The sequence below is a fragment of the Pseudomonas sp. GW822-FHT01E03 genome, from assembly GCF_058802985.1.
In genome coordinates this window covers 270,135-294,659 of sequence record NZ_JBXAOQ010000008.1, presented here as the reverse complement: position 1 = coordinate 294,659, position 24,525 = coordinate 270,135, and the positions used below count along the sequence as shown (strand labels likewise).

The 24,525-nt window shown below is 59.8% G+C and carries 24 protein-coding genes; 4 read left to right on the top strand and 20 right to left on the bottom strand.

Annotated features, from left to right (window positions below; translation table 11 throughout):
* Nucleotides 1-807: an alkaline phosphatase family protein gene (locus AC1RP7_RS18400; RefSeq protein WP_057715773.1), complete on the bottom strand. Its 807-nt coding sequence runs from the start codon at nt 805-807 to the stop codon at nt 1-3.
* A gap of 178 nt (nt 808-985) precedes the next feature.
* The gene (locus tag AC1RP7_RS18395; RefSeq protein WP_493181744.1) at nt 986-2,050 is read right to left on the bottom strand and encodes an ABC transporter substrate-binding protein; all 1,065 of its coding nucleotides are present in this window, start codon (nt 2,048-2,050) and stop codon (nt 986-988) included.
* A gap of 361 nt (nt 2,051-2,411) precedes the next feature.
* Between AC1RP7_RS18395 and AC1RP7_RS18390 the strand changes: the two genes are divergently transcribed.
* A complete protein-coding gene (locus AC1RP7_RS18390; RefSeq protein ID WP_057715771.1) occupies nt 2,412-3,125 on the top strand; it encodes a UTRA domain-containing protein in 714 nt (237 codons plus the stop codon).
* A 122-nt stretch (nt 3,126-3,247) separates the two neighbouring features.
* On the opposite strand, the gene AC1RP7_RS18385 is transcribed toward AC1RP7_RS18390, so the two are convergent.
* From AC1RP7_RS18385 to minC, 7 genes are all read right to left on the bottom strand, one after another.
* Nucleotides 3,248-5,359 carry a mechanosensitive ion channel family protein gene (locus AC1RP7_RS18385; RefSeq protein WP_493181746.1) on the bottom strand — a complete coding sequence of 704 codons (2,112 nt, stop codon included), beginning with the start codon at nt 5,357-5,359 and terminating at the stop codon, nt 3,248-3,250.
* 126 nt (nt 5,360-5,485) lie between these two features.
* A complete protein-coding gene (locus AC1RP7_RS18380; RefSeq protein ID WP_489340657.1) occupies nt 5,486-5,800 on the bottom strand; it encodes a hypothetical protein in 315 nt (104 codons plus the stop codon).
* 36 nt (nt 5,801-5,836) lie between these two features.
* Nucleotides 5,837-7,126 (bottom strand): M18 family aminopeptidase, encoded by a 1,290-nt coding sequence (locus tag AC1RP7_RS18375; RefSeq protein ID WP_057715768.1) that lies wholly within the window; start codon nt 7,124-7,126, stop codon nt 5,837-5,839.
* Between the two features lie 189 nt (nt 7,127-7,315).
* Entirely contained in the window at nt 7,316-7,951 is a 636-nt protein-coding gene (locus AC1RP7_RS18370; protein WP_046037585.1) for an RluA family pseudouridine synthase, read from the bottom strand.
* Nucleotides 7,952-8,042: 91 nt separating this feature from the next.
* Nucleotides 8,043-8,297 (bottom strand): cell division topological specificity factor MinE, encoded by a 255-nt coding sequence (minE, locus tag AC1RP7_RS18365; RefSeq protein WP_007974947.1) that lies wholly within the window; start codon nt 8,295-8,297, stop codon nt 8,043-8,045.
* Between the two features lie 3 nt (nt 8,298-8,300).
* Nucleotides 8,301-9,113 carry a septum site-determining protein MinD gene (gene minD, locus AC1RP7_RS18360; RefSeq protein ID WP_090453967.1) on the bottom strand — a complete coding sequence of 271 codons (813 nt, stop codon included), beginning with the start codon at nt 9,111-9,113 and terminating at the stop codon, nt 8,301-8,303.
* A 202-nt stretch (nt 9,114-9,315) separates the two neighbouring features.
* The gene (gene minC, locus AC1RP7_RS18355; RefSeq protein ID WP_090457784.1) at nt 9,316-10,053 is read right to left on the bottom strand and encodes a septum site-determining protein MinC; all 738 of its coding nucleotides are present in this window, start codon (nt 10,051-10,053) and stop codon (nt 9,316-9,318) included.
* Nucleotides 10,054-10,171: 118 nt separating this feature from the next.
* Between minC and AC1RP7_RS18350 the strand changes: the two genes are divergently transcribed.
* Nucleotides 10,172-11,104: a lipid A biosynthesis lauroyl acyltransferase gene (locus AC1RP7_RS18350; RefSeq protein WP_090453969.1), complete on the top strand. Its 933-nt coding sequence runs from the start codon at nt 10,172-10,174 to the stop codon at nt 11,102-11,104.
* 134 nt (nt 11,105-11,238) lie between these two features.
* Nucleotides 11,239-12,411 carry a patatin-like phospholipase family protein gene (locus tag AC1RP7_RS18345; RefSeq protein WP_090453970.1) on the top strand — a complete coding sequence of 391 codons (1,173 nt, stop codon included), beginning with the start codon at nt 11,239-11,241 and terminating at the stop codon, nt 12,409-12,411.
* 115 nt (nt 12,412-12,526) lie between these two features.
* Here AC1RP7_RS18345 and AC1RP7_RS18340 read toward each other — a convergent pair whose 3' ends face one another.
* The 8 genes from AC1RP7_RS18340 to puuE all read right to left on the bottom strand — a co-directional run bounded on the left by AC1RP7_RS18340 (nt 12,527) and on the right by puuE (nt 20,671).
* The gene (locus AC1RP7_RS18340; RefSeq protein WP_493181749.1) at nt 12,527-13,312 is read right to left on the bottom strand and encodes an outer membrane protein OmpK; all 786 of its coding nucleotides are present in this window, start codon (nt 13,310-13,312) and stop codon (nt 12,527-12,529) included.
* 377 nt (nt 13,313-13,689) lie between these two features.
* The gene (locus AC1RP7_RS18335; RefSeq protein WP_154946577.1) at nt 13,690-14,475 is read right to left on the bottom strand and encodes an outer membrane protein OmpK; all 786 of its coding nucleotides are present in this window, start codon (nt 14,473-14,475) and stop codon (nt 13,690-13,692) included.
* A gap of 171 nt (nt 14,476-14,646) precedes the next feature.
* Nucleotides 14,647-15,999: a nucleobase:cation symporter-2 family protein gene (locus AC1RP7_RS18330; RefSeq protein ID WP_090453974.1), complete on the bottom strand. Its 1,353-nt coding sequence runs from the start codon at nt 15,997-15,999 to the stop codon at nt 14,647-14,649.
* A gap of 163 nt (nt 16,000-16,162) precedes the next feature.
* Nucleotides 16,163-17,467, bottom strand: coding sequence for a urate hydroxylase PuuD (locus tag AC1RP7_RS18325; protein ID WP_340314462.1), 1,305 nt, complete (start codon nt 17,465-17,467; stop codon nt 16,163-16,165).
* A 50-nt stretch (nt 17,468-17,517) separates the two neighbouring features.
* Nucleotides 17,518-18,021: an ureidoglycolate lyase gene (locus tag AC1RP7_RS18320; RefSeq protein WP_085723223.1), complete on the bottom strand. Its 504-nt coding sequence runs from the start codon at nt 18,019-18,021 to the stop codon at nt 17,518-17,520.
* 124 nt (nt 18,022-18,145) lie between these two features.
* Entirely contained in the window at nt 18,146-19,141 is a 996-nt protein-coding gene (gene alc, locus AC1RP7_RS18315) for an allantoicase (RefSeq protein WP_057715760.1), read from the bottom strand.
* Nucleotides 19,142-19,232: 91 nt separating this feature from the next.
* Complete coding sequence (gene uraD / locus AC1RP7_RS18310) at nt 19,233-19,748, bottom strand: 2-oxo-4-hydroxy-4-carboxy-5-ureidoimidazoline decarboxylase (protein ID WP_057715759.1); 516 nt, start codon at nt 19,746-19,748, stop codon at nt 19,233-19,235.
* Entirely contained in the window at nt 19,745-20,671 is a 927-nt protein-coding gene (gene puuE / locus AC1RP7_RS18305) for an allantoinase PuuE (RefSeq protein WP_057715758.1), read from the bottom strand. The genes uraD and puuE overlap by 4 nt, the downstream gene beginning before the upstream one ends.
* Before the next feature lie 434 nt (nt 20,672-21,105).
* Between puuE and uraH the strand changes: the two genes are divergently transcribed.
* Complete coding sequence (gene uraH / locus AC1RP7_RS18300) at nt 21,106-21,459, top strand: hydroxyisourate hydrolase (protein WP_003223171.1); 354 nt, start codon at nt 21,106-21,108, stop codon at nt 21,457-21,459.
* A 209-nt stretch (nt 21,460-21,668) separates the two neighbouring features.
* On the opposite strand, the gene AC1RP7_RS18295 is transcribed toward uraH, so the two are convergent.
* The 3 genes from AC1RP7_RS18295 to AC1RP7_RS18285 all read right to left on the bottom strand — a co-directional run bounded on the left by AC1RP7_RS18295 (nt 21,669) and on the right by AC1RP7_RS18285 (nt 24,450).
* Nucleotides 21,669-22,295, bottom strand: a complete 627-nt coding sequence (locus tag AC1RP7_RS18295) for a LysE family translocator (protein WP_340314459.1) — start codon at nt 22,293-22,295, stop codon at nt 21,669-21,671.
* Between the two features lie 72 nt (nt 22,296-22,367).
* Nucleotides 22,368-23,717 (bottom strand): NCS2 family permease, encoded by a 1,350-nt coding sequence (locus AC1RP7_RS18290; protein ID WP_057715756.1) that lies wholly within the window; start codon nt 23,715-23,717, stop codon nt 22,368-22,370.
* 289 nt (nt 23,718-24,006) lie between these two features.
* Nucleotides 24,007-24,450 (bottom strand): MarR family winged helix-turn-helix transcriptional regulator, encoded by a 444-nt coding sequence (locus tag AC1RP7_RS18285; protein WP_493181751.1) that lies wholly within the window; start codon nt 24,448-24,450, stop codon nt 24,007-24,009.
* Between the last annotated feature and the right edge of the window lie 75 nt (nt 24,451-24,525).

The window sequence follows — 24,525 nt, the reverse complement described above, 5'->3', positions numbered from 1 at the left end:
TCACTTCAGAAGCTCCCGGCACACCGGCTTGTCGTGAGGCACGCCCAGCAGTTCGCAGACGGTGCCGCAAATGTCAGTCTGTTCGGGCGCAGCGCCCGAATCGAAACTGAAAGCGTCGCCGAGGACGAACAGCGGTACTTCGCGTTCTTCGGCAAGCAGCCCATTGTGGGAGCGGTCGTTGTTCATGCCGTGGTCGGCGGTGACCAGCACTTGGTAACCGGCATCGAGCCAGCCTTGCAGGTAGTCGGCCAGGATGATGTCGGCCGAGCGGGCACTGTTGCGGTACTGCGGGGTGTCGAGGCCGTGCTTGTGCCCGGCGTCGTCGATGTTCATCGGGTGGATCAGCAGAAAATTCGGTGCATGGCGCAGGCGCAGGTTTTCGGCATCGGCGAACAGGTGCGAATCCGGGTAGTGATCGTTCCAGTAAAAATGCCCATGCTGGATCGGCAGTTGCGGGTCATCGGTGTGACGGTCCCGGGCCGCCACGAAGGGCGAGCGGTTGTACAGCTCGCTGACCCAGTGATAGGCCGCCGCCGCGGTGACAAGGCCTGCGTCAGTGGCGTAGTGATAGATGCTGCGCTGGTTGGACAGGCGCGAGACATTGTTGTGGACGATGCCGCTGTCGATCGGCGCGACGCCGGTCAGGATGCATTCGTACAGGGGGCGGGACAGGGCCGGCAACTCGCACTGCAGTTTGTAGAGTGCCGCGCGTCCTGCGCCGACGTAGGCCTGCAGGTGCCCCATGGCGTGGCGGGCGACCTCGTAGTTGAGGCCGTCGAGCACGACAAGGATGACGTTGTGCTTCATAGGGGCGATGACTCCGTGAAACAGATGATTCAAGTACGCAACCAATCCCTTGTGGGAGCGAGCTTGCTCGCGATGAGGGACTTCCATTCAACATCAATGCTGAATGTCAGGTCGCTATCGCGAGCAAGCTCGCTCCCACAGGGATCTCCATCAGGCCTCCCGTTAGTGGGCTACCCGCTTACTGCATATTGATGATGACTTCTTCCTGCCACTTCTGAGGAAGGGCCTTGGAAGTCTTCTCCCAGGCGTCCGCGTCCTTGATCGGCGTGACCTTCTTGTACTGCTCGTTAGGCAGCAGCTTGGCCTGCACCTCGGCTGGCAGGGTCAGGTGTTCGGCACGGATCGGACGGGCGTTGCCCTTGGCCAGGTTGATCTGGCCGGCGTCACTGAAGATGTATTCGCGGGTCAGCTTGGCTGCATTCGGGTTTTTCGCGTACTTGTTGATGATGGTGGTGTAGCCGGAGATCACCGAGCCGTCGGACGGGATCAGCACCACGTAGTCATCCGGGTTGGCCATCTTGGCCTTGTAGCTCAGGCCGTTGAAGTCCCAGACCACGCCGACTTCGATTTCGCCTTTTTCCATGGTGGCAATCGTCGGGTTGGACATCGACAGGCGACCTTGCTTGGCGATGTCGGCGAACAGATCCAGGGCAGGCTTGAGGTTTTTCTCGTCGCCACCGTTGGCCAGTGCCGCGGCCAATACGCCGTTGGCTGCCTGGGCCGCGGTGCTCACGTCGCCGATGGAGACCTTGTATTTGCCGCCCTTGAGGTCAGCCCACTTGGTTGGCGCCTCGGAGCCATGCAGCAACTTCTTGTTGACGATGAAAGCGATGGTGCCGGTGTAGGCCAGTGCCCAGTTGCCGTCCTTGTCCTTGGCCCAGGCCGGAATCTGATCCCAGGTCGAAGGCTTGTAAGGCTGGACCACGCCTTGCTTGACCGCGATCGGGCCGAACGCTGCACCGACGTCGCCGATGTCGGCGCTGGCGTTGTCTTTCTCCGCGGCGAACTTGGCGATCTCCTGGGCCGAGCTCATGTCGGTGTCGATGTGCTTGAGGCCGTATTTGTCGCTCAGGTCTTTCCAGGTGCCGGCCCAGTTGGCCCAGTCATTGGGCATGCCAACGCTGTTGACGGCGCCTTCCGCTTTCGCAGCGGCTTCCAGGGTTTTCAGATCATCGGCCGCCATGGCGGCGGTGCACATTGCGATGGTCGAGCCTAACAGTGATGCCAGGAAAAGCTTTTTCATTCCGAAGCTCCTTGGGTCGTGTTCAACGCTGCGATTACGGTTTGTTGGTCTAGGTCAGCAATACCTGAGCCAATTTAAGGAGGCTGGATGACACTTTGATGTCGTTCGTCGCCCGGAATGACTTTTTGTTCATCGGTATCGCGACTGGCCTGCTAAGCGTAGACCATGGTCAAGGCCCCGGGTGGCAAGGGACTTGGCCGATGAATTGCAAGTTGTTGAAGGCAGGGAATGGCGACCGTTGGGCGGCTTTGTCACATCTGGTTCATCTGCGCTGCCTACGCTTGCAGACTATTGAATGAGCCGGTTTACACTGCGGTTCTGCCCTGAAATGGTGCTGGTCTAGTCCAGAAAGGAAACGTTGATGCGTGAAGAGGCAACAAAAGCGGTAACAGCCATCGGCCAGGTGCTTCAGGAGCAGATCGACCATGGACTGTTGACCCCCGGCAGCAAATTGCCGGCCGAACGCAAGCTCAGTGAATTGTTTGGCACCACACGGATCACTTTGCGTGAAGCGTTGTTGCAGTTGGAGTCCCAGGGGCAGATTTATCGCGAGGAGCGTCGCGGCTGGTTCGTCTCGCCGCCACGCCTGGCCTACAACCTCATGCAGCGTAGCCACTTTCACGCGATGGTCAGCGCCCAGGGGCGGGTGCCGTCGACCGAGGTGATTTCGGCGCGATTGCAGCCGGCGTCGGCGGCGGTGTGTGCCTGGCTGCAATTGCCGGCGCTGTCGAGCGTGATTCAGATCTGCCGTTCACGGCGGATTGACGGGCGACTGGTGTTGTATGTGGAACACTATCTGAACCCACAGTATTTCCCGGGGATTCTTGAGTTCGATCTGAATCAGTCGATTACCGAGTTGTATGCGCGGCATTACGATTTGCACTACGGGCGGGTGCGCTTCGAGATTGTACCTACGGCGTTGTCGGTGGATGCGGCGGCGGCGTTGAAAGTGTCGGTGGGTAGCCCGGGCTTGCAGATTGCCCGGGTCAACTATGACCAGCATGAACGCTTGATCGACTGCGACCTGGAGTTCTGGCGGCATGATGCGATTCATGTCGGGGTGGATGTGGTCTAACGTCCGACCTTCCTGTAGGAGCGAGCTTGCTCGCGATGGTCGTTAACGATTACGCGTGTTTACTGGCTAAACGCGGCGTTCTTGAGTTCATCGTCGGAACGCCGCCCGGAGCAAGCTCGCTCCTACACGGACTGTTCTGGCGCACCACCCGCGGTAATCACCTGAATACTCATCCGCGGTGTCGCCAGATCCAGTCCGGCTTCATCCATGTGCCGCTTGAGCGACAGGTTGAACGCCCGCGAAACCTCCCACTGCTTGATCGGCGCCGTCTTGAACCGGGCGCGAAGGATCGCGTTGCCCGACTCGAAACTTTCCACCCCCTGGAACTCCAGCGGCGACCAGATGTTGCGCCGCTGCAGCGGGTCGGTGCGCATTTTCTGGCCGACTTCGCGCATCAGTTTGATTGCGTTGTCGATGTCCATGTTGGCCGGCACCGCTACCCGGAAGATCGCGTAGCCGAATTCCCGGGAGTAGTTCTTGATGCTTTTGATTTCGCTGAACGGAATGGTGTGGACGATGCCGTCGATGTCCCGCAGACGCACGGTACGGATGGTCAGGCCTTCGACCGTGCCGAGGTGGCCGCCGACATCCACGTAGTCGTCAATGGCCAGGGAGTCTTCGATGATGATGAACAACCCGGTAATCAGGTCGGCTACCAGCGACTGCGCACCAAAACCGATGGCCAGACCGATCACACCGGCACCAGCCAGCAGGGGCGTGACGTTCATGCCCATGTTCGCCAGGGCAACGATCAGCGCGATGATGAAAATCGCTATGAACAACACATTGCGGATCAGCGGCATCATCGTCTGTGCGCGGGCATTGGCCAGGCCTTTGCGCGAGCGGGTCAGCGCGTGATGCACGGCGGTATCGCTGAGAATCCAGATCAGCCAGGCAAACAGCAGCGTGCCGGCGAGGCTGAACAGTTTGACGCTGACTTCATGGCCGTCACCTTCGGTAAAGCGGATTAACGACATGCCCCAGACCCGCAGGCCGAGTTCGATAAAGGCCAGCCACACCAACAGGTGGACGATGGTGTAGAAGAAGTTTTTCAGCCGTTCCGAATACACCGCGTAGCGCCGGATGCCGCGCTGCGGTTTGAGGGCGTGGCGGCGTACCAGGCCGTTGATGACCATGCACAACACCAGCAAAACGGTGCAGATCAGCGACTGGCGCAGGGCGGTGCTGGTGTCGCCGGCGGAAATGAACGTCGCGAACAGGGAAATGGCCACCAGCACCAGCGCCGGCACGTACCAGAAGGTGCCGAGAATCGACAGGGTGTCGTTGAGGGCGCGGCGGGTCAGGCGCCGGGACAGCGGCTGGTTGCGGATCAGGTGGGCGATCGGCCGGCGGAAACGCAGGATGAAGCGCCCCGTGGAGAGCGCGGCCAGGACGTTGGCGGCAGTCGCGGCGGTATGGGCCAGATGGCTGCCGAGGCTGTTGACCAGTTGCGGATCGCTCAGCGCTTCGCCAAACGCGGCGAAGCTGCCGATCAGCCATAGCGGCCGAAACGCCTGGTGCCGCAGGATGTACAAGGCGCGGTGGCGGTGTGGGCCGTCGAGCAGGGAAAAGGCAATCACGCAGATGGCCGAGAAGCAGGTGCCGACCACCAGTGCATAGGCCAGCACCATTGCCAGGCTTTTGCCCAGGGACGAGGGCAGGGCGTAGCTCATGTAGACCGTGATCACCAGGGCGATCAGCCATGGCCCGAGTTTGCGCAGCGCAAAACGCAACATGTCCAGGGCCCTGGGATGCTGCGGCAGTTCTTCGGTCAGGCCGAAACGCATCCGCACGCGGTGGCTGATCCAGATCAGGGCAGCGGCCAGCAGGCTCCAGATCATCAGGATCATGGCAAAGGCGAACAGCATGGGCAGCCATTCATTGGCCGGCAGCGCCAGCGCCACCAGTTCTTCCCTGGCCTGATCGAATTCACTGGACCAGAGCGTGAGCGGACTGTCGACGCCGGAAAATTTCTTCTCGAAATTGGCCAGGGTTCCGCCAATCAGGCCCAGTACGCCTTCTTCGGTAATCGGCTGGGCCTGTTTGGTGGTGTCGCGGAGCCTTTTCAGGTCGGCCAGCAGCTTGGTGCGTTGCTGGTCGTTCTCCAGTGACTTGATCACTTCGTCCAGAGATTGCCCCAGCGGTTCCTGTGCTTCGGGCTGCGCCTTGGCCTGGTTGTTGAGCAGGCCCGGCAGGCCGGCCGCTTGGGCAGGCGCCACTGACAGCAGCGTCATCAGGCAGACAAGGACAATACACGGGAGGGAAAAAAGACGAGCGAACACTAGGCGGTCAACCTCGCAGGGAGCGGATCGACCGAGTGTACGAGCCCGTCAAAATCAATGCGAGCCAAGGGCGAGGAATTATTCGTTGAGTTTGGCGAGGATCTTGAGAACAACGGTCGCGAGAATGGTCAGCATGCCGATCCACATGGCAAACACACCGGCATTCTTATCGCGAAAGTTGAAGCCGACGGCCAGCAGGAGCATCCCGGCAAGAATCGGAATCAGCATGGCGTGAAAGGTAGACATCGAAATCATGGAGACGGCCTTGTCGAAGGGATACTGGAAGTCTAGGCGGCTTTTTTGCACCGTGTTGTCTGTAGGAGCGAGCTTGCTCGCGATGAACTTCAGGGCGCCGTGTTTATCCAGAAAACACGCGTAATCGTTCACGTCCATCGCGAGCAGGCTCGCTCCTACAGGGTATTGCGGGGTTTACGGCAATTCGCGGCAGGCGTAGAACGCGTTCAGCACCTTGACCAGGTGCGCCAGGTCATGGCTGCCGCACAGTTCGCGGATCGAGTGCATGGCGAACGTCGGCAAGCCGATATCCACGGTGCGCACGCCCAGGTGGCTGGCGGTGATCGGGCCGATGGTCGAACCACAGCCCATGTCGCTGCGCACTACGAAGCTTTGCACCGGCACTTCTTCAGCCATGCACAGGTGACGGAAGAACCCGGCGGTTTCGCTGTTGGTGGCGTAGCGCTGATTGCTGTTGACCTTGATCACCGGGCCGGCGTTGAGTTTCGGGCCGTGGTTGGCATCGTGCTTGTCGGCGTAGTTCGGATGCACGCCGTGGGCGTTGTCAGCCGAAACCAGCAGGGATTTCTGAATGGTGCGTACGAATTCATCACCTTCAGGCAGCAAGCGACGCAAGGTTTGCTCAAGCATCGGGCCGTCGGCACCGCAGGCCGAGCAGGAACCGACTTCTTCGTGGTCGTTGCAGACCAGCACGCAGGTTTCGTCGGTGTCGGCCGTCAACAGCGCTTGCAGGCCGGCGTAGCACGACAGCAGGTTGTCCAGGCGCGCGCCGGCGATGAAGTCGCCATGCAGGCCAATGACCGCAGCGCTTTGGGTGTCGTAGAAGCTCAGCTCGTAATCGAGCACCACGTCCGCGTTCAGGCCGTGTTCACGGGCGAGTTGATCGGTGAGCACCGCGCGGAAGTCCACGCGCTCGTCACCGGCAAATTGCGCGAGGATCGGCGGCAGTTCGGTCTGGGCGTTGATTGCCCAACCCATGTTGGCTTCACGGTTGAGGTGAATCGCCAGGTTCGGAATGATCGCGACCGGTGCCTTGAAGTCGATCAACTGGCTCTCGACCTTGCCATCACGACGGAAGGTTACGCGGCCCGCCAGGGACAGGTCGCGGTCGAACCACGGCGCCAGCAGCGCGCCGCCATAGACTTCAACGCCCAGTTGCCAGAAGCCCTGGCGTTGCAGTTCCGGTTGCGGCTTGACGCGCAGGCACGGGCTGTCGGTGTGGGCGCCGACCAGGCGAATACCGCCGTGCAGCGGTGAATGGCGGCCCATCTTGATCGCGACAATCGAAGAGTCGTTGCGGGTGACGTAGTAGCGACCGTTGGCTTCGGTATTCCACGGCTCGCGCTCGTCGAGGCGTTGGTAACCCGCCGCTTCCAGACGCTGAACAAGGCTGGCGGTGGCATGGAACGGGGTAGGGGAGGCCTTGAGGAAATCGATCAGGCCTTGGTTCAACTCTTCGCGCATAAAGTAGCTCCAGACAGCAGTGGCGCCAGTTTAACGTATTGGTCAGGGAATTGGCGGTGGGCTAAGGATGGGGAAGATCACCTGTGGGAGCGAGCTTGCTCGCGATAGCGGAGTGTCAGCCAAAATAAATGCTGGATGTGCCGGCCTCATCGCGAGCAAGCTCGCTCCCACAGGGTTTGCGTAAAGCGCCTAAAACGGTGCCGGGCACTCGAAGCGCAGGCGTTCGCCACTTTGCGGATGGGTGAAGCTGAGCATGCTCGCGTGCAGACACAGGCGCGGCCAGGCCGCCAGCGCCTGCTCATGGGCATAGAGCCCGTCACCCAGCAGCGGATGACCAATCGAGAGCATGTGCACGCGCAACTGGTGGGAGCGGCCGGTGATCGGTGTCAGCTCAACGCGGCACCAATCGCCGCAACGCTCCAGCACTCGCCAGAAGGTCAGTGCGTGTTTGCCGAATTCATGGTCGACCACGTGGCGTGGCTTGGTCGGCGGGTCGTAGCGCAAGGGCAGGTCGATGCTGCCGCTGTCCAGTTCCGGCTGACCCCAGCACAGGGCGGTGTAGGCCTTTTCGGTTTCGCGGTCGTGAAATTGCCGGGACAGTTCGCGATGGGTGTCCGGGTCGCGGGCCAGCAGGATGATGCCGGAAGTCTCCCAGTCCAGCCGATGGACGATTCGCGCTTCCGGGTAGCCGTTTTCCTGCAGGCGGGTAATCAGGCAGTCCTTGTTGTCGTCGGCCCGGCCAGGGACAGAGAGCAACAGGGTCGGTTTGTTCACCACCAGTACGGCGGCATCCTGATGGATGATGTGGATGTTGGACAGCGGCATTAAAACAGCCTCGTAACAAACGCCAACGGCGGTTCAGGTCCCTTGCAGTCGCGCAAGGGGCCTGAGCCGCCGTGGCTCCAGCCGGATCGACTCAGCGATCTGGCAGGGTGATATTGAGTTCCAGAATCGAGCAGCTGCCCTGGCTTTCCAGTGCGACGTGCACGTCATCGGACCCGATATTGACGTACTTGCGGATCACCTCCACCAGTTCCTTCTGCAAGGCTGGCAGGTAGTCCGGGGTACTGCGTTGGCCGCGTTCGTGCGCCACGATGATCTGTAGACGCTCTTTCGCTACCGACGCGGTGCTTTGCTTTTTGTTGGCACGAAAGAAGTCAAAAAGGTTCATTGCTTAGTTGCCTCCAAACAGGCGCTCGAAGAATCCCTTCTTCTGTACATCAAGGAATCGATGATCCACGGTCTTGCCCAGCAGGCGGTCCACGGTATCGCTGTAGGCCTGGCCGGCATCGCTCTGGTCGTCGAGAATCACCGGAACACCCTGGTTGGATGCCTTGAGCACCGCCTGGGATTCAGGGATCACGCCGAGCAGGGTCACCGAAAGGATGTCCTTGACGTCTTCTACGCCGAGCATTTCGCCTTTGCTCACACGTTCCGGGTGATAACGGGTAATCAGCAGGTGTTCCTTGATCGGGTCTTCGCCGCGTTCGGCACGACGGGACTTGCTGGCCAGCAGGCCGAGCATGCGGTCGGAGTCACGTACCGAGGAGACTTCCGGGTTGGTCACGACGATCGCTTCATCGGCGAAGTACATGGCCAGGTGGGCGCCTTTCTCGATGCCTGCCGGGGAGTCGCAGACCACGAACTCAAAGTCTTCCTTGAGTTGCATCAGGACTTTTTCCACGCCTTCGACGGTCAGCGCGTCTTTGTCGCGGGTCTGGCTGGCGGCCAGCACGTAGAGGTTTTCCAGGCGCTTGTCTTTGATCAGAGCCTGTTGCAGGTTGGCTTCGCCGTTGACCACGTTGACGAAGTCATACACCACGCGGCGCTCGCAACCCATGATCAGGTCGAGGTTGCGCAAGCCCACGTCGAAGTCGACGATCACTGTTTTGTGGCCGCGCAGAGCGAGGCCGGTACCGATAGCGGCGCTGGTGGTGGTCTTACCCACACCACCCTTGCCGGATGTAACCACGAGAATCTTGGCCAAGGTGTTTCACCCCTAAGGAAGAAGGACTTTTCAGTCCCTGAAAAACATCTCCTGAAAAACTACTGCAGTCGGACAGCCTTGGCTGGAATCCGGTTTTGAGCGGCGTTTACCCCCGGTAAACACTGCTTTCGGCCTTTTTCCTACTTCGTTTGAGCCGTTTTCGCTACGTTTTAGAGATGCTTGGAAAATGCGGCAGTATCCGTTAAAGCCGAATGATGTTCAACACGTCGCCGGACAGGCTGACCTGCACACCCGAACCCCATAGAGGGTCGCGGCGCAGATCTTCGGAAACCTTGTAATGCCCGGCGATGGAAATCAGTTCAGCACTCATTTGCTGACAGAAAATCCGCGCCTTGGTGTCGCCCTTGACGCCGGCCAGCACGCGACCACGCATCGGGCCGTATACATGGATGTTGCCATCGGCGAGAAGTTCCGCTCCCGGGCTTACCGAGGAGATCACCACCAGATCGCTGCCCTGGGCATAAATCTGCTGGCCACCGCGTACCGGCGAGGTGATGATTTTCGTCGGCTTGATGGTCGGCTCGGGCGGTTTTTCCGGTTTTTTCTTCGGTTCGCCTTCGGTCAGGTCCAGTGGACGCTCCCGGGCACCGGACGGTGGCAGTACCGGCAGGTCGACCGCGATGGCGGCGGCAATGTCTTCGATGCGGCTGGCGCGGATCGCCAGGGTACGCAGGCCATGCTGGCGGCAGACGCGCATCAGCCCTGGCAGATCGACCGCGCCTCCGTTGGCCGGGAGTTTGTCCAGGGCCAGTACCAGTGGCGCGTTGCTGAAGAAGTTGGGCGCCTGGGCGACCTTGGCGGCCAGTTGCCGATCAAGGCTTTCGAGGTCGTTACGGGCCAGTTCCAGCACCGTAATGGCCAGCATGCTGCCCTTCAACTGGAACACGGGATCTTGGTCTAGCGGTTCGGTTTGGCTCATGGTCGGCATACAACGACTTGTCACTAAAAGTGCCGAGACTTATAACGAGAACGCCCGCGGGCCGCAAGCCGGGTCGAACGATGTAGAATGCGCGGCCATTGTCATTCCGGAAGCATTAATGGACCGCCCGCGTTTTCGAAAAGCATTTCTATCTCCACGTTTCTGGCCACTGTGGTGTGGCCTGGGGCTGTTGTGGCTGATCGTCCAGCTGCCGTACCCGGCACTGCTGTGGATCGGTCGCGCACTGGGCGCATTGATGTATCGCGTGGCCGGCGACAGACGGCGCATTGCCAAGCGCAATCTGGAACTGTGTTTTCCTGAAAAAACCGCCGCCGAACGCAAACGCCTGCTCAAGGAAAACTTCGCCTCCACCGGCATCGCGTTCTTTGAGATGGCGATGAGCTGGTGGTGGTCGCGCAAGCGCCTGGCAAATCTTGCTCATATCGAAGGGCTGGAGCATTTGCAGCAGGCTCAGCGTGAGGGCAAGGGCGTGATCCTGATGGCCCTGCACTTCACGACGCTGGAAATCGGCGCAGCGTTGCTCGGTCAACAGCACACCATCGACGGCATGTACCGCGAGCACAAGAATCCGCTGTTCGACTACATCCAGCGCCAGGGCCGCGAGCGGCACAACCTCGATTCGCTGGCGGTGGAACGCGAAGACGTGCGCGGCATGCTCAAACTGCTGCGCTCGGGCCGGGCGATCTGGTACGCACCGGATCAGGACTACGGCGCCAAGCAAAGCATTTTCGTGCCGCTGTTCGGCATTCAGGCCGCGACCGTCACCGCCACGAGCAAGTTTGCGCGACTGGGCAAGGCGCTGGTGGTGCCGTTCACCCAGGAACGTCTGGCGGACGGCAGCGGATATCGCCTGGTGATCCATGCGCCGCTCGAAGGCTTCCCCGGCGAAACCGAGGAGGCCGACTGCCTGCGCATCAACCAATGGATCGAAAGCGTTCTGCGCGAGCATCCCGAGCAATACCTGTGGGCCCATCGCCGCTTCAAGAGCCGCCCACCGGGCGAGCCCAAGCTGTACGCCAAACGCGTGTAGGAGCGAGCTCGCTCGCGATGGTGGCCAACGATAACGCGGGGCACCTGACACCCCCGCGGCGTTTTCACAACCATCGCGAGCAAGGGAACAGGTTGAAACAACGAAATCCCATCAAGCACCATGGAGAGTTGTGCATGAGTCCAGGCGAACCGGTTACAGGGTTGATTCTTTCCGGTGGCGGGGCTCGGGCGGCCTATCAGGTCGGGGTGCTGGCGGCGATTGCCGAATTGCTGCCGCCGGGGGCCCGCAATCCGTTCCCGGTGATCGTCGGCACCTCGGCGGGCGCGATCAACGCCGTCAGCCTCGCCAGCGGGGCGATGGACTTTCGTAACGCCATCGAACGCCTGACGGCATTCTGGCAGGGCTTTCGCAGTCATCTGGTGTTGCGCAGCGACTGGCCCGGGGTGATCCGCCAGGCCAGCCGTTTTGTCAGCCACAGTTTGCTCGGCATCGGTGCCCAGGTTCCGGTGGCGCTGCTCAACAGTTCTCCGTTGCGGGATTTGCTCAACGACAAGCTGCATATGGGTGGCATCGCCGAAGCGATCGCACAGAAGCAATTGCATGCGGTGGCGGTTACCGCGTTCGGCTATGAGTCCGGCCAGGCCGTCACCTTCTATGAGGGCGGCGGCAAGATCGATGCCTGGTTGCGCCATCGGCGTATCGGTGTTCCCACCCGGTTATCCGTTGAACACCTGCTCGCCAGTTCGGCCATCCCACTGCTGTTCGCCCCGGTGAAAATCGGCGAAGAGTATTTCGGTGATGGCGCGGTGCGTCAGTCGGCGCCGATCAGTCCGGCGTTGCATCTGGGTGCCAGTCGGGTGCTGGTGGTGGGCGTCAGTGGCAACCCCCGCGGGATTGACCCGCGACAACCCTTGTTGCGTAGCTACACCGGTCAGCAGCCGTCACTGGCGCAGATCGGCGGGCACATGCTCAACAGTACGTTCATTGACAGCCTGGAAAGCGACATCGAGCTGTTGCAGCGCCTGAACCAGTTCAGTCACCTGATGCCCGACGGTACACCCACCCGCGCTTTGGGCGTGGCGCCAGTGGACGTGTTGGTGATTTCTCCGAGCCAGCCGATCGATGAGATTGCCGCGCGTCATCGCCAGGAATTGCCGGCGGCATTGCGCCTGTTTCTGCGCGGGCCGGGGGCGACCAAGACCAGTGGGGCGGGGGTTTTGAGCTACCTGCTGTTCGAGGCGGGGTATTGCAGCGAGTTGATTGAACTGGGGCGGCGGGATGCGTTGGCCAAGCGCGGGGAGTTGTGCCGGTTTCTTGGAATTGGGGAGTCTTTGGTTTCGGCTTGAGATGTAGGAGCGAGCCCGCTCGCGATGGACGAAAGGACACCGCGGGGTATCAGGACCCCAGCGTTATCGTTCACGACGATAGCGAGCGGGCTCGCTCCTACAGGAGGTTTTCAGATCAGAAGTGAACCTTGACCAGGAAGCTGGTCACGCTCTGATCGGTCTTGAAGCCCTCGCTGTCTTCGATACCGTATTTGTTTTTCCAGTAGTCATACTCGACACCGACGTACAGCTGCTTGGCACCCAGATTCAACGCCTTGCCCAGGTCGTATTTGACCTGCGGGTTGAAGTGCAGGTTGGCGTGGTACTCGCCTTTGCTGTTGACGTCGTTGTCTACCACCCAGTCCATGAAGCCGTCGATCAGGACGTCCGAGCCACCCACCGGAATGGTGTAGGACCAGACCGGAGTGATCTGCCAGACATCGTCACCCGGACGGCCACCCTCGGTGTGACGATTATAGAAGTTCAACTGGAAGTAATCGAAACCAGGAATGGCCAGGTCGAAACCAGGACCGACCAGGTACGACTCGGTGTCGTCTTCGCCGAACTCATACGTCATGGCCAGCAGCACGTCCTTGATCGGGCCGAACTCCAGCTTCTGGTCAAAGATCTTGCCGAACGACAGGCGTGGCTGGAATTCGCCGTAGTGAGTGTTTTCACCCGCGAAATGGTCTTCCTTGCCGTTGTAGAAGATTTTGTCGATGAAGAAGAAGTTGTCGCCGTACTTCCAGCCATCGGCGTGTTCGAAGGTCACCGTCTGCTGGATGCGCGGGTTGACCTGGAAGTCCTTGCCATACAGGTAGGTCAGGCTGTTGTCCTGCCACTGCAGCAAATCGCCGGCCATGGCCTGGCCCCCGGCCAGCATCGATCCCGCCAGCATCAGGCTAGTGCACGTACGTTTCATTCGGTTGCTCCCAAAAAGTAGGTGGTTCCACGTTATTTTTTTAAGGTCGGCGCTCTGGTGTGGCGCCTTTTTCTGTAGCGGTAAAAAATCATCCATTCGGTCAGCTTTAATGCTGTTAGCAAGAGCTGAGCCAAGGCTTTCAAAAAGCAAAAAAACTCCCGTTCGACGGCTCAAGAGCGGTCGATTGAGAGGGGTTTTGGAGTGCCTTGGTGCCTGCCAGAGCCGGGATAAGTTGGCTTTCTGGTCAGGTTTTACATCCGGGCTTTTTTTTAAACCGGATTCGGGCGGCCGCGGAGAATACTGACTCCTCGGCCAGGTCTCAAGTGCTCCGCAACGGCGCACCGACGGCAGGTTTTGGGCACGGTTGCGGAGCAGCATCAGAAGTGCACCTTTACCAGCAGGCTGGCGGTGTTTTCATTGGTGTTGAAACGGGAGCTGTCCTGGACGCCGTATTTGTCTTTCCAGTAGCTGTATTCGGTGCCGACATACACCTGTTTCTCGCGCCAGCCCAGGGCTTTGCCCAGGTCGTATTTGATCTGCGGGTTGAAGTGCAGGTTGGCGTGATAGGTGCCGCGGGCGTTCTGGTCGTTATCCACCACCCAGTCGATGTAGCCGTCGATCAACAGGTTCGAGTTGCCCAGTGGCAGGGTGTAGGACCAGGCCGGGCTGATTTGCCAGACATCATCGCCAGGGCGCGAGCCTTCGGTCTGGCGGTAATAGAAGTTCAAGGTGAAAAAGTTGAAGCCCGGTACCGCGAGGTCGAAACCAGGGCCGATCATATAGGCCTCGGTGTCGTCTTCGCCGTTCTCGTAGGTCATGGCCAGCAGCACGTCCTTGATCGGGCCGAATTCGAAACGGCGGTCGAGGATCTTGCCGAAGGATAGGCGTGGGCTGAACTCGCCGTAATAGGCATGAACACCTTTGTTTCGGTCTTTCTCGCCGTTGTAGTAGGTGCTGTCGATGAACATGAAGTTGTCGCCGTACTTCCAGCGGTCGGCGTGTTCGAAGGTTATCGTCTGCTGGATCGCTGGATTGATCGCGAAGTTCTTGCCATACAGATAGCTCAGGCTGTTGGTCTGCCACAGCAGTAGATCGCCGGCCATGGCCTGACTCGCGGCCAGCAGGCCAGCACCCAACAGCAGGTTGGTTTGTGTCCGAATCATCTGTTGCTCCCTCTTGTTTTTATTTTTGCGAGGCGCAGGCAACCCCAAACCCTGTAGGAGTGAGCTTGCTCGCGATGGTCGTCAACGATTACGCGTGTTGTCTGAATACCCGTGATGCTCTCGGGTCCATCGCGAGCGAGCTCGCTCCTACAGGGGTCGTGTCTTTACCTGTTAGTGGGCGTGGCAGTCGTTGATGGCCGCGCGTTCGGCGCCACCAAGGATGTTGAACAGCAGGTTCAGCGTCAGCGCGCTGAGGGTGGCCATGGCGATGCCGCTGTGGGTGATCGGGCTCATCCACACGGGCAGGTGGGCGAAAAACTCCGGGCGTACAACCGGGATCAGACCCATGCCGATGCTCACCGCCACCAGCAACTGGTTGCGACGGTCACCGATGTCGGCCTCCTGGAGAATCTTGATTCCGGTGGCGGCGACCATGCCGAACATCGCAATCGCTGCGCCGCCCAGTACTGCCGGAGGAATCGACGCCACCAAAAACGCGGCTTTGGGCAGCAGGCTCAAGACGATCAGCAACCCGCCGGCAACGATGGTCACCGAACGGCAACGCACGCCGGTCATCTGTACCAGGCCGATATTCTGGGCGAAGGAGGAGTGGGTGAAGGTGTTGAAGAAGCCGGCGAAGAACGAAGCGCCGGCATCGCACAACAAGCCTCGACGCAGCATCCGTGGACAGACTTCCTGGCCGGTGATCTTGCCCAGCGCCAGAAACATCCCGGTGGACTCGACGAAAATGATCACTACCACCAGGCACATCGACAGGATCGGCGCGAGTTCGAATTTGGGCATGCCGAAGTGCAGCGGTGTGACGAATTGCAGCCATGGAGCCTGAGCCATGCCACTGAGGTCGACCATGCCGAGCAGGCCGCAGAGCACATAGCCCAGGCACATGCCGATCAGCACGGAAATATTGACCCAGAAACCGCGCATGAAGCGATGCACCAGCAAGATGGTGCCCAGTACCAGTGCGGCGATGGTCAGGTAAATCGGTGAACCGAATTGAGTGGCGCTGGCACCGCCGCCGGCCCAGTTCACAGCCACGGGGAACAGCGACAAACCGATCGAGGTGATGACTGTGCCGGTCACCAGCGGCGGGAAGAAGCGTACGACTTTGGACATGAACGGGGCGATGATCATGCCGAAGAACCCGGCGGCGATGGTCGCGCCGAAGATCCCTTGCAGGCCGATACCGGGCATGCCGGCCATGGCGACCATGCTGCCGACGGCGGCGAAACTGGCGCCCATCATCACCGGCATGCGAATGCCCATGGGGCCGATGCCGAGGGACTGGACGATGGTGGCGATACCCGCCACCAACAGGTCGGCGTTGATCAGGAAGGCGATTTCTTCACGACTCAGGCCAGCGGCCTGTCCGATGATCAGCGGTACCGCGATGGCACCACCGTACATCAGCAGTACATGTTGCAAACCGACCAGGATCAGTTGCAAGAGGGGCAAACGCTGAATGGCGGGTGCGTCGGGGATGCGCGCTTCGGATAGCTCGGACATGCAACACCTCGGATCTTTTTATTCTTGTGATTTACAACTGCAGTGCTGCTGGCAGCTGTATTCGAATCTGGTGGACCGCGTTGCGGCCAATCGCAGGCAAGCCAGCTCCCACACAGGCCATGCAAAACCTGTGGGAGCGAGCTTGCCCGCGATGCTTTAGCGATTAATTGGTCTGGGCTCCCTGCACAATCCAGGCACCGATCAGGTCACGTTCCTGCTGGGTCATCTGGGTGATGTTGCCCAGTGGCATGATCTGGCTGGTGACGGCTTGCGCCTGAATCCGAGGTGCGTTCTGGCGGATCTGCTCGGGAGTGTCCAGCATCACCCCGGCCGGGGCTGCGCTGAACAACGGGCTGGTTGGTTTGGCCGAGTGGCAGACCGTGCAACGCTCCTGGATCACGCTGTGCACCTTGTCGAAACCCGGGCCGGCATTGGATGCCTGAGCCGGAGCGGCAGCAGGTGCTTCTGCGGGTTTGGCTTCAGCAGGTTTCAAACCACCGCCCACTGCGGTTTCCGGCAGCGGCTGGTATTCGATTTTCGCTGGAGCGTTGGCCACTTCTGGGGCGCTGGACATCGGCTTCGGACCGGACACATAAGCCAGGCAGATCATGCCCACCGCTGCCACTGGCAGGGTCCAGGCAAACTTGTGGCTGTCGTGACGGGTGTTGAAGTAGTGACGCACCAACACCGCCAGTACCGCGATCCCGGCCAGGATCAACCAGTTGTACTGGCTGCCGTAGGTGCTCGGGAAGTGGTTGCTGATCATGATGAACAGCACCGGCAAGGTGAAGTAGTTGTTGTGACGCGAACGCAACAGGCCTTTGGCCGGCAGCGCCGGATCCGGCGTGCGGTTCTCGGCAATCGCCGCAACCAGTGCGCGCTGTGCCGGCATGATGATGCGGAACACGTTGCCGACCATGATGGTGCCGATGATCGCGCCGACGTGCAGGTACGCACCCCGACCGCTGAACACCTTGCTGAAGCCGTAGGCTGCGCCGATGATCAGGACGAACAGGATGAAACCTAGCAGGGCAGGGCGTTTGCCCAGGGCCGAGTCGCACAGGAAGGAGTAGATGAACCAACCGATGAACAGCGAGCCGAGGCCGATGGCCACGCCTTCAGGACCGCTCAGGGTGCTGCCCGGAGCCAGCAGGTAGAGCGTCGGGTTGGAGTAGAACACCACGCACAGCAGCGCGATACCCGACATCCAGGTGAAGTAGGCTTCCCATTTGAACCAGTGCAGGTTGTCCGGCATGGTCGGTGGAGCCAGTTTGTATTTTTCCAGGTGATAGATACCGCCGCCGTGGATCGCCCACAAATCACCGGCCAGACCGCTTTTCGGATTGACCCGATTGAGGTTGTTTTCCAGCCAGACGAAGTAGAACGACGCACCGATCCAGGCCACGCCAGTAATCATGTGAACCCAGCGCACGCTCAGGTTCAGCCATTCCAACAGATGTGCTTCCACAGTCTTTACCTCTCGCCTGTCACTCTGTTGTCGAGTGATCAGACCTTCTCTTATTGGTGGGGGGCGAGGATCAAACGCTCATCCTCTTTGAAAAAATGCTCATCGCAGTTATTGCCTGTGCCACTGCGATCAACCACCAGGAAGTCATCCCGCTTTTCGATCGTCAGCACCGGGTGGTGCCAGACGCCGCGATGGTAATTAATGCCCTGCCTGCCGTTGGTGACGAAGGCGCGGACCAAGCCTGATACAGGTTCATCGCCAAGTGGCGCGACCACGATCAGAAAGGGGTTGCCGAGCAGCGGAATGAAAGCCTGGCTGCCCAGCGGATGGCGCTCCAGCATGCTGACGGTCAGCGGCATGTCCTGCGCATCGGCGCGGAAGATGCTGATGATCGCGTTGTCCTCTGGCGTGGCGGTTTCGACCACAGCCAGTTTATGGAAGCGCATGGTCGAACCGTTGTTGATCATGAAGTGATCGCTGCCGTCGGTTTCGATCACGTCACCGAAAGGGGCGAAGGCTTCTTTGGTCAGCGGTTCAATCGTCAGTGTGCGCATGCTGTTCTTATCCGAATTCTGTGTTGTTAGTTCTATCGCCATCGCGAGCAAGCTCGCTCCCACAGTGGACTGTGGCGTTCACAAAACCTGTGGGAGCGAGCTTGCTCGCGATTGGTCCCACCGCTTATTTAGCGACCTTGCCCAAAACGCGCAGGCGGCTCACACCACCATCCGGGAACACGTTCAGGCGGATGTGGGTGATCGGGCCCAGTGCCTTGATCTGCTCGGCGAAGGTGTGCTCGGCGTGCATTTCCAGCTTCTGGCTTGGCAGCAGTTCGCGCCAGAACAGCGACTGGGTTTCGATCTGGCTGTCGGTACCGCCCTTCACGAACGCGCCCTGGATCGAGCAGCTGTCCGGGTAGTTGCCCTTGAAGTGCAGGGTGTCGACGATGACTTTTTCGACTTCGCCGGCATGACCCAGCGCGACGATGACCCAGTCATTGCCCGGGGTACGACGACGCGCGGTTTCCCAGCCATCGCCCATGTTGATGCCACGGCCCGGGTTGAGGATGTTGCTCATGCGACCGAAGTGTTCATCGGAGCAGGCGAGGGCGCGACCACCGTTAAGGGCGGCGGCCAGGTCGACTTGCTCGTTGTCGCCGGTAGCCGACCAGTCACGGAACGGCACGCCGTACACGCGCAGACGGGCCACACCGCCATCCGGGTAGATGTTGAAGCGCAGGTGGCTGAAGGCCTGGTCGTTATTGATTTCGTGGTAGTGGTGGCTGTTGCCTTGCAGCTCGACGGCCGACAGCACTTCAACCCACTGGGTGTTTTCGTTCGGCTCGCCTTCGGTCAGGAAGCAGGCTTCCAGGGACGCCGATGGCGGGAAGTTGCCGGTGAAGAATGAAGTGTCGATGTCGACGCCCTTGATCGAACCCGGTACGCCCAGGCGGATCACTGCGCTGTCGAAGCCTTCGAAGCGCTTGCGGCGCGATTCCCAGCCGTCCATCCACTTGCCGTTGTCATCGAACACGCCCTCCTTCCATACGGCCGGGGTCGGTTGAAACAGACGGTTGGCGTCTGCGAACCAGTCATCGGTGACCGAGATGATTTTGGTGCCCAGGCGGGCATCGGCCAGGTTGACGAACTTCTCGAAAGGTACGGCGTAAGCTTTCATTCTTCTTGTCTGCCTTTAAATAAGTGGCTTGGGATACTTGCCAGGCCCCCGGGCGGTTTCGGCGTTCTTGAATCCGCTGGGGCCAGGCTTGCTATAGGGTCAGTAATCGGAACAGGGCGATCTTGTTGATCTCCGCCAGCGCGCACTTGAACTCGGTGTCGACCGGGTTGTGGATGCGCGTTTCGAACGCTGCGAGGATCTGATGCCGGTTGCTGCCTTTTACCGCCATGATGAAGGGAAACTTGAACTTGGCTTTGTAGGCGTCGTTCAGCTCGGTGAAGCGAGAAAACTCTTCGGCCGTGCATTGGTGAATACCGGCGCCAGCCTGTTCATTAGTGCTGGCTTCGGTCAGTTGGCCCTGGACGGCGGCTTTGCCGGCCAGGTCCGGGTGAGCGTTGATCAATGCCAGCTGACTGGTGTGATCGGCGCTCAACAGGATGTCGCTCATGCGCTGGTGCAGGGTTTCGATCTCATCGATCGAGGCATCCTGGCCCAGGTCGTAGGCCTTCTCGGCCACCCATGGCGAATGTTCGTAGATGTCGGCGAAAGCGGCGACGAAGGCGTCGCGGCTCAGGGCCGAAGGTTTGACGGTTTGAAAGGTGCTCATTTGGCAGCCCCTGTGTACGGGTGGGTTTCTTGCCAGTGACGCGCGATGTCGACGCGACGGCTGAACCACACCTGTTCATGACTTTTAGCGTATTCGATAAAGCGCTTGAGCGAAGCTAGACGCGCCGGACGGCCGATCAAGCGGCAGTGCAGGCCGATCGACAGCATTTTCGGGGCTTCGGCGCCTTCGGCATAAAGCACGTCGAACGCATCCTTGAGGTATTCGAAGAAATCGTCGCCCTTGTTGAAACCCTGGACCTGGGTGAAGCGCATGTCGTTGGTGTCCAGGGTGTACGGGATCACCAGGTGCGGCTTGCCGGTCGGGTTGTTCGGTTCCCAGTAGGGCAGGTCGTCGTCGTAGGTGTCGCAGTCGTAGAGGAAACCACCTTCTTCCATCACCAGGCGACGGGTGTTTGGACCCGTACGGCCGGTGTACCAGCCCAGCGGGCGAGTGCCTGTGATTTCGGTAAGGATGCGGATCGCTTCGAGCATGTGCTCGCGTTCCTGGGCTTCGTCCATGTACTGGTAGTCGATCCAGCGATAGCCATGGCTGCAGATCTCGTGGCCGGCATCGACCATGGCGCGGATCACGTCCGGGTGACGCTGGGCGGCCATGGCCACGGCGAAGATGGTCAGTGGAATGTCGAATTCCTTGAACAGCTTCAGGATCCGCCACACGCCGGCACGGCTGCCATACTCGTAGAGGGATTCCATGCTCATGTTGCGCGCGCCTTGCAGCGGCTGGGCTGAAACCATTTCCGAGAGGAACGCTTCGGATTCTTTGTCGCCGTGCAGGATGTTGCGCTCGCCGCCTTCTTCGTAATTGAGTACGAACGACAGGGCAATACGGGCATTGCCCGGCCAGTGGGGGTGAGGAGGGTTACTGCCGTAACCGACCAGGTCGCGTGGGTAGTCAGCGCTCACTGCAGGCTTCCTTCTTATTCGATGATGACGGTTGGTGTGACGCAGCTGAAAATGGGATGGCGGGCTTGCGTCACAGCGATGGGCTGATTGTATACAACTTTATATTCACTTTGTAAGCCTGATTTTTCGCATTTTTCACCGACTGTCATCTTTTACTGCTATTGGCGTGAGCCTGCAAGAAATCTGCCTGACTGGTCAATTATTGATTGAAGGGTTCATAGGCGGTGCGGTTTGGCGGGAAATCGGCAGTAAACATGCAGATGGCGGGTGTCATGCGAAAAATGTCGTTTTTATTGTGTACAATTTTTTTGAAAAGTGTCTTAATCAGTCGCTCGCCGCAGCTTTTCGTGCTCCGAATCGGTGCGGTCTCCTTTTCAACTGACTTCGGGAGGCGCGAAGTCTGACTGCTCCACGCAGGCAGGCGCGCAGAATCAATGGGACGTTTGACTACACACGTTTTGGACGCAGCACACGGTTGCCCGGGCAGCTCGATCAAGGTCGAGTTGTACCGCGTTGAAGGATCGCACCTGGAATTGGTCGCCAGCGCGATAACCAACAGCGATGGCCGTGTCGATGCACCGCTGCTGCAAGGCGATGACTACCGCACCGGGGTCTATCAGGTTCAGTTTCATGCCGGCGATTACTACCGCGCCCGTGGCGTTCAGCTGCCGGAGCCTGCATTCCTGGATGTCGTGGTGCTGCGTTTCGGCATCTCCGCCGAGCAGGATCACTACCATGTGCCGTTGTTGATTTCGCCTTACAGCTACTCCACCTACCGCGGCAGCTGATCCCCCAGGCAGCTGCTGCAACCTGGAAGCGACTGCGCATATAGCTTCTTTGGTCTTTCGCCCGCTCACACTGCGGGCTTTTTTTCGTCTTCTGTAGGAGCAGCCGGTCGACGCTCGATTGCTCGCGATGGAGGCCCAGACAACGCGGGCATTCAGATGGCCCGCGTCATCGTTAACGTCCATCGCGAGCAAGCTCGCTCCTACAACTGTTATCGGCTCAACAACGATGCAGCCCCCGCACCACTGAACAGCCCCGCACTGATCCGGTTGAACCAGCTCTGGCCGTTGCCGCTGCGCAGATAGCGTGCCGCACCATGGGCGCCGAGGCCGTAGGCCAATTTGCACAGCAGGTCGAGCACGGTCCAGGTCACGATCATCACCAGCAGTTGTGGCAGGAACGGCTGTTCGGCACTCAAGAACTGAGGCAGGAAAGCGGCGAAGAACAGGATGTCTTTCGGGTTGCTTGCGCCCAGCATGAACGCACGCCCGAACAGTGCGCGAAAGCGTGGCACCGGCGCGGCCTGTGGCACTTCAGCGCCATGGGAAGGCAGGCGCGATTGCTGCCAGCTCTGCCAGGCGAGGTAGAACAGGTAGAGGGCGCCAAGAATCTTCAGGGCACTGAACAGCTGTTCCGACGCCAGCAACAACGCCCCCAGGCCCAGCGCCGAAGCACTCAGCAGGCAGATCGATGCCGACACGCCGCCGAGAAAGGCCGGGTAAGAGCGGCGCAGGCCGTAATTCAGACTGTTGCTGATCATCAGCAACGACAGCGGCCCCGGGATCAGGATCACTATCAGCGCAGCGCCGCTGAACAGCAGCCAGGTTTCCAGACTCATCACTTTCCTCCATTTGCACAAAAGCCCCACCCGACGGGGTGAGGCTGTTTTCAAGCGTGTACCGCGTGTGGTTTACAAGAAGATGAACTTGGCGATGAAGATCGCGCAGAGCACCCACAGGCTCACCGAAATTTCCTTGTACTTGCCGGTACCGGCCTTCATCGCCACGTAGGTGATGAAGCCCAGTGCGATGCCGTCGGCGACCGAGAAAGTCAGCGGCATCATGATGGCGGTGACAATCGCCGGAATACTGTCGGTGGCTTCGTCCCATTCGATGTGGGCCATGCCGCCCATCATCAGCATCGCTACATAAATCAGCGCGCCCGCGGTTGCATAGGCAGGAATCATCCCGGCCAGCGGTGCGAAGAACATGGCTGCAATAAATAGCACACCTACGGTCACTGCGGTAAGACCAGTCCGACCACCCGCTGCAACACCGGCAGCACTTTCCACGTAGCTGGTGACCGGAGGAACGCCGACTACCGCACCGAATACGCTGGAAGCACTGTCGGCTTTCATGGCGCGGGAGAGGTTTTCGATCCTGCCATCAGCGCCCACCAGGTTGGCACGCTGGGCAACGCCCATCAGGGTGCCTGCGGTGTCGAACATGTGCACGAAGAGGAAGGCCAGGACCACGCTGACCATGCTGATGTTGAATACACCCACAACGTTCATGGCCATCCAGGTCGGAGCCAGGCTCGGTGGGGCGGACATGATGCCCTCGTAGTGCACCAGCCCAAGGCCCCAACCGGCGAGGGTCACGGTGATGATGCTGATGAGGATCGCGCCGAACACCTTGTGATAGCTGAGGATCGCAATCATCAGGAAGCACACGGCGGCGAGCAGCGGACCGGGTTCGCGCAGGGAGCCGAGCTTGATCAGGGTCGCCGGGCTATCGACGACGATACCTGCGGTTTTCAGGCCGATCAGCCCCAGGAACAGACCCACGCCGGCGCCCATGGCGAAGCGCAGGCTGACCGGGATGCTGTTGAGCAGCCATTCGCGGATCCGCGAGAAGGTCAGGATCATGAACAACACACCGGACACAAACACCGCGCCGAGGGCGGTTTCCCAGTTGTAGCCCATGGTGCCAACCACGGTGTAGGTGAAGAAGGCGTTCAGCCCCATGCCTGGTGCCAGGCCGACCGGCCAGTTGGCGTACAGGCCCATCAACAGGCAGCCGAGTGCCGCGGCGATACAGGTGGCGACGAACGCCGCCCCGTGATCGATCCCGGCGTCGGCCATGATGTTGGGGTTGACGAAAATGATGTAAGCCATGGTGATGAAGGTTGTCAGACCGGCAATCAGCTCGGTCTTCACCGTGGTGCCGTGCAAGCTGAGTTTGAACAGACGTTCCAGCAAGCCATTGCGTAATGGCGGCGAGATTTCCAGCGTCGGTGCTTCGGATTTGCGGCTTTCCACAGCGAGTACTCCTCAAGAGTTTTATTTTTATTTCCAGGGCCGGATCCGAGAGGGGTGGCAGCGGCCCTTTGAGGTACTTGCGAATTTGTTGACCTCTTGGTCAGGAACTCGCACGAAGTGGATTATGCTTTTGTATACAAAGAAAGCAAATAATGTTTTTGGTTTTGTAGACGAAAAGTTTGGCAATAGGGATATATCGCCTGTTCCGATGCCATCGCGAGCAAGCTCGCTCCCACAGTTGATCGCATACCCCTGTAGGAGCGAGCCTGCTCGCGAAGGACTTTCGGGCTCAGGTTTTTTGTTGATTCTCCCCAAGCGCCAGATTCACCGCCAGCCAGCCATTCACCGCCGTCTCCCCAGCCTCGACAAACACCCGCTCCAGCAATTTCACCTGCTCACGGCGCAACGACTGTTCGAAACGAGCGCCGTCATCGGTCAGTTCCAGCAGCCGCTTACGCTTGTCCGACTCGGACGCGACGCTGTCCACCAGATGCATCTCGACCAACTGACGCAACGGCATGTTCAACGCCTGCTTGCTCACCCCGAGTAAAGCCAGCAGTTCCTTGACACTCAGGTTCGGATAGCGGGCGATGAAAAACACGATGCGCTGATGCACCCGACTCAGGCCGCGGCGTTCGAGCATTTCATCGGCCTTGGCGGTGAAGGCCTGGTAGCCGAAGAAAAACGCTTCCATGGCTTGCTGCTGGGAAAGCGGGTTTTTAAGGTCAAGCATATTGACGTATCCGTTCGGGGAGGCGTAATTTCGGTCAACAAGTTTGACTCATTTTTCACATGCCTCGCTACCGGT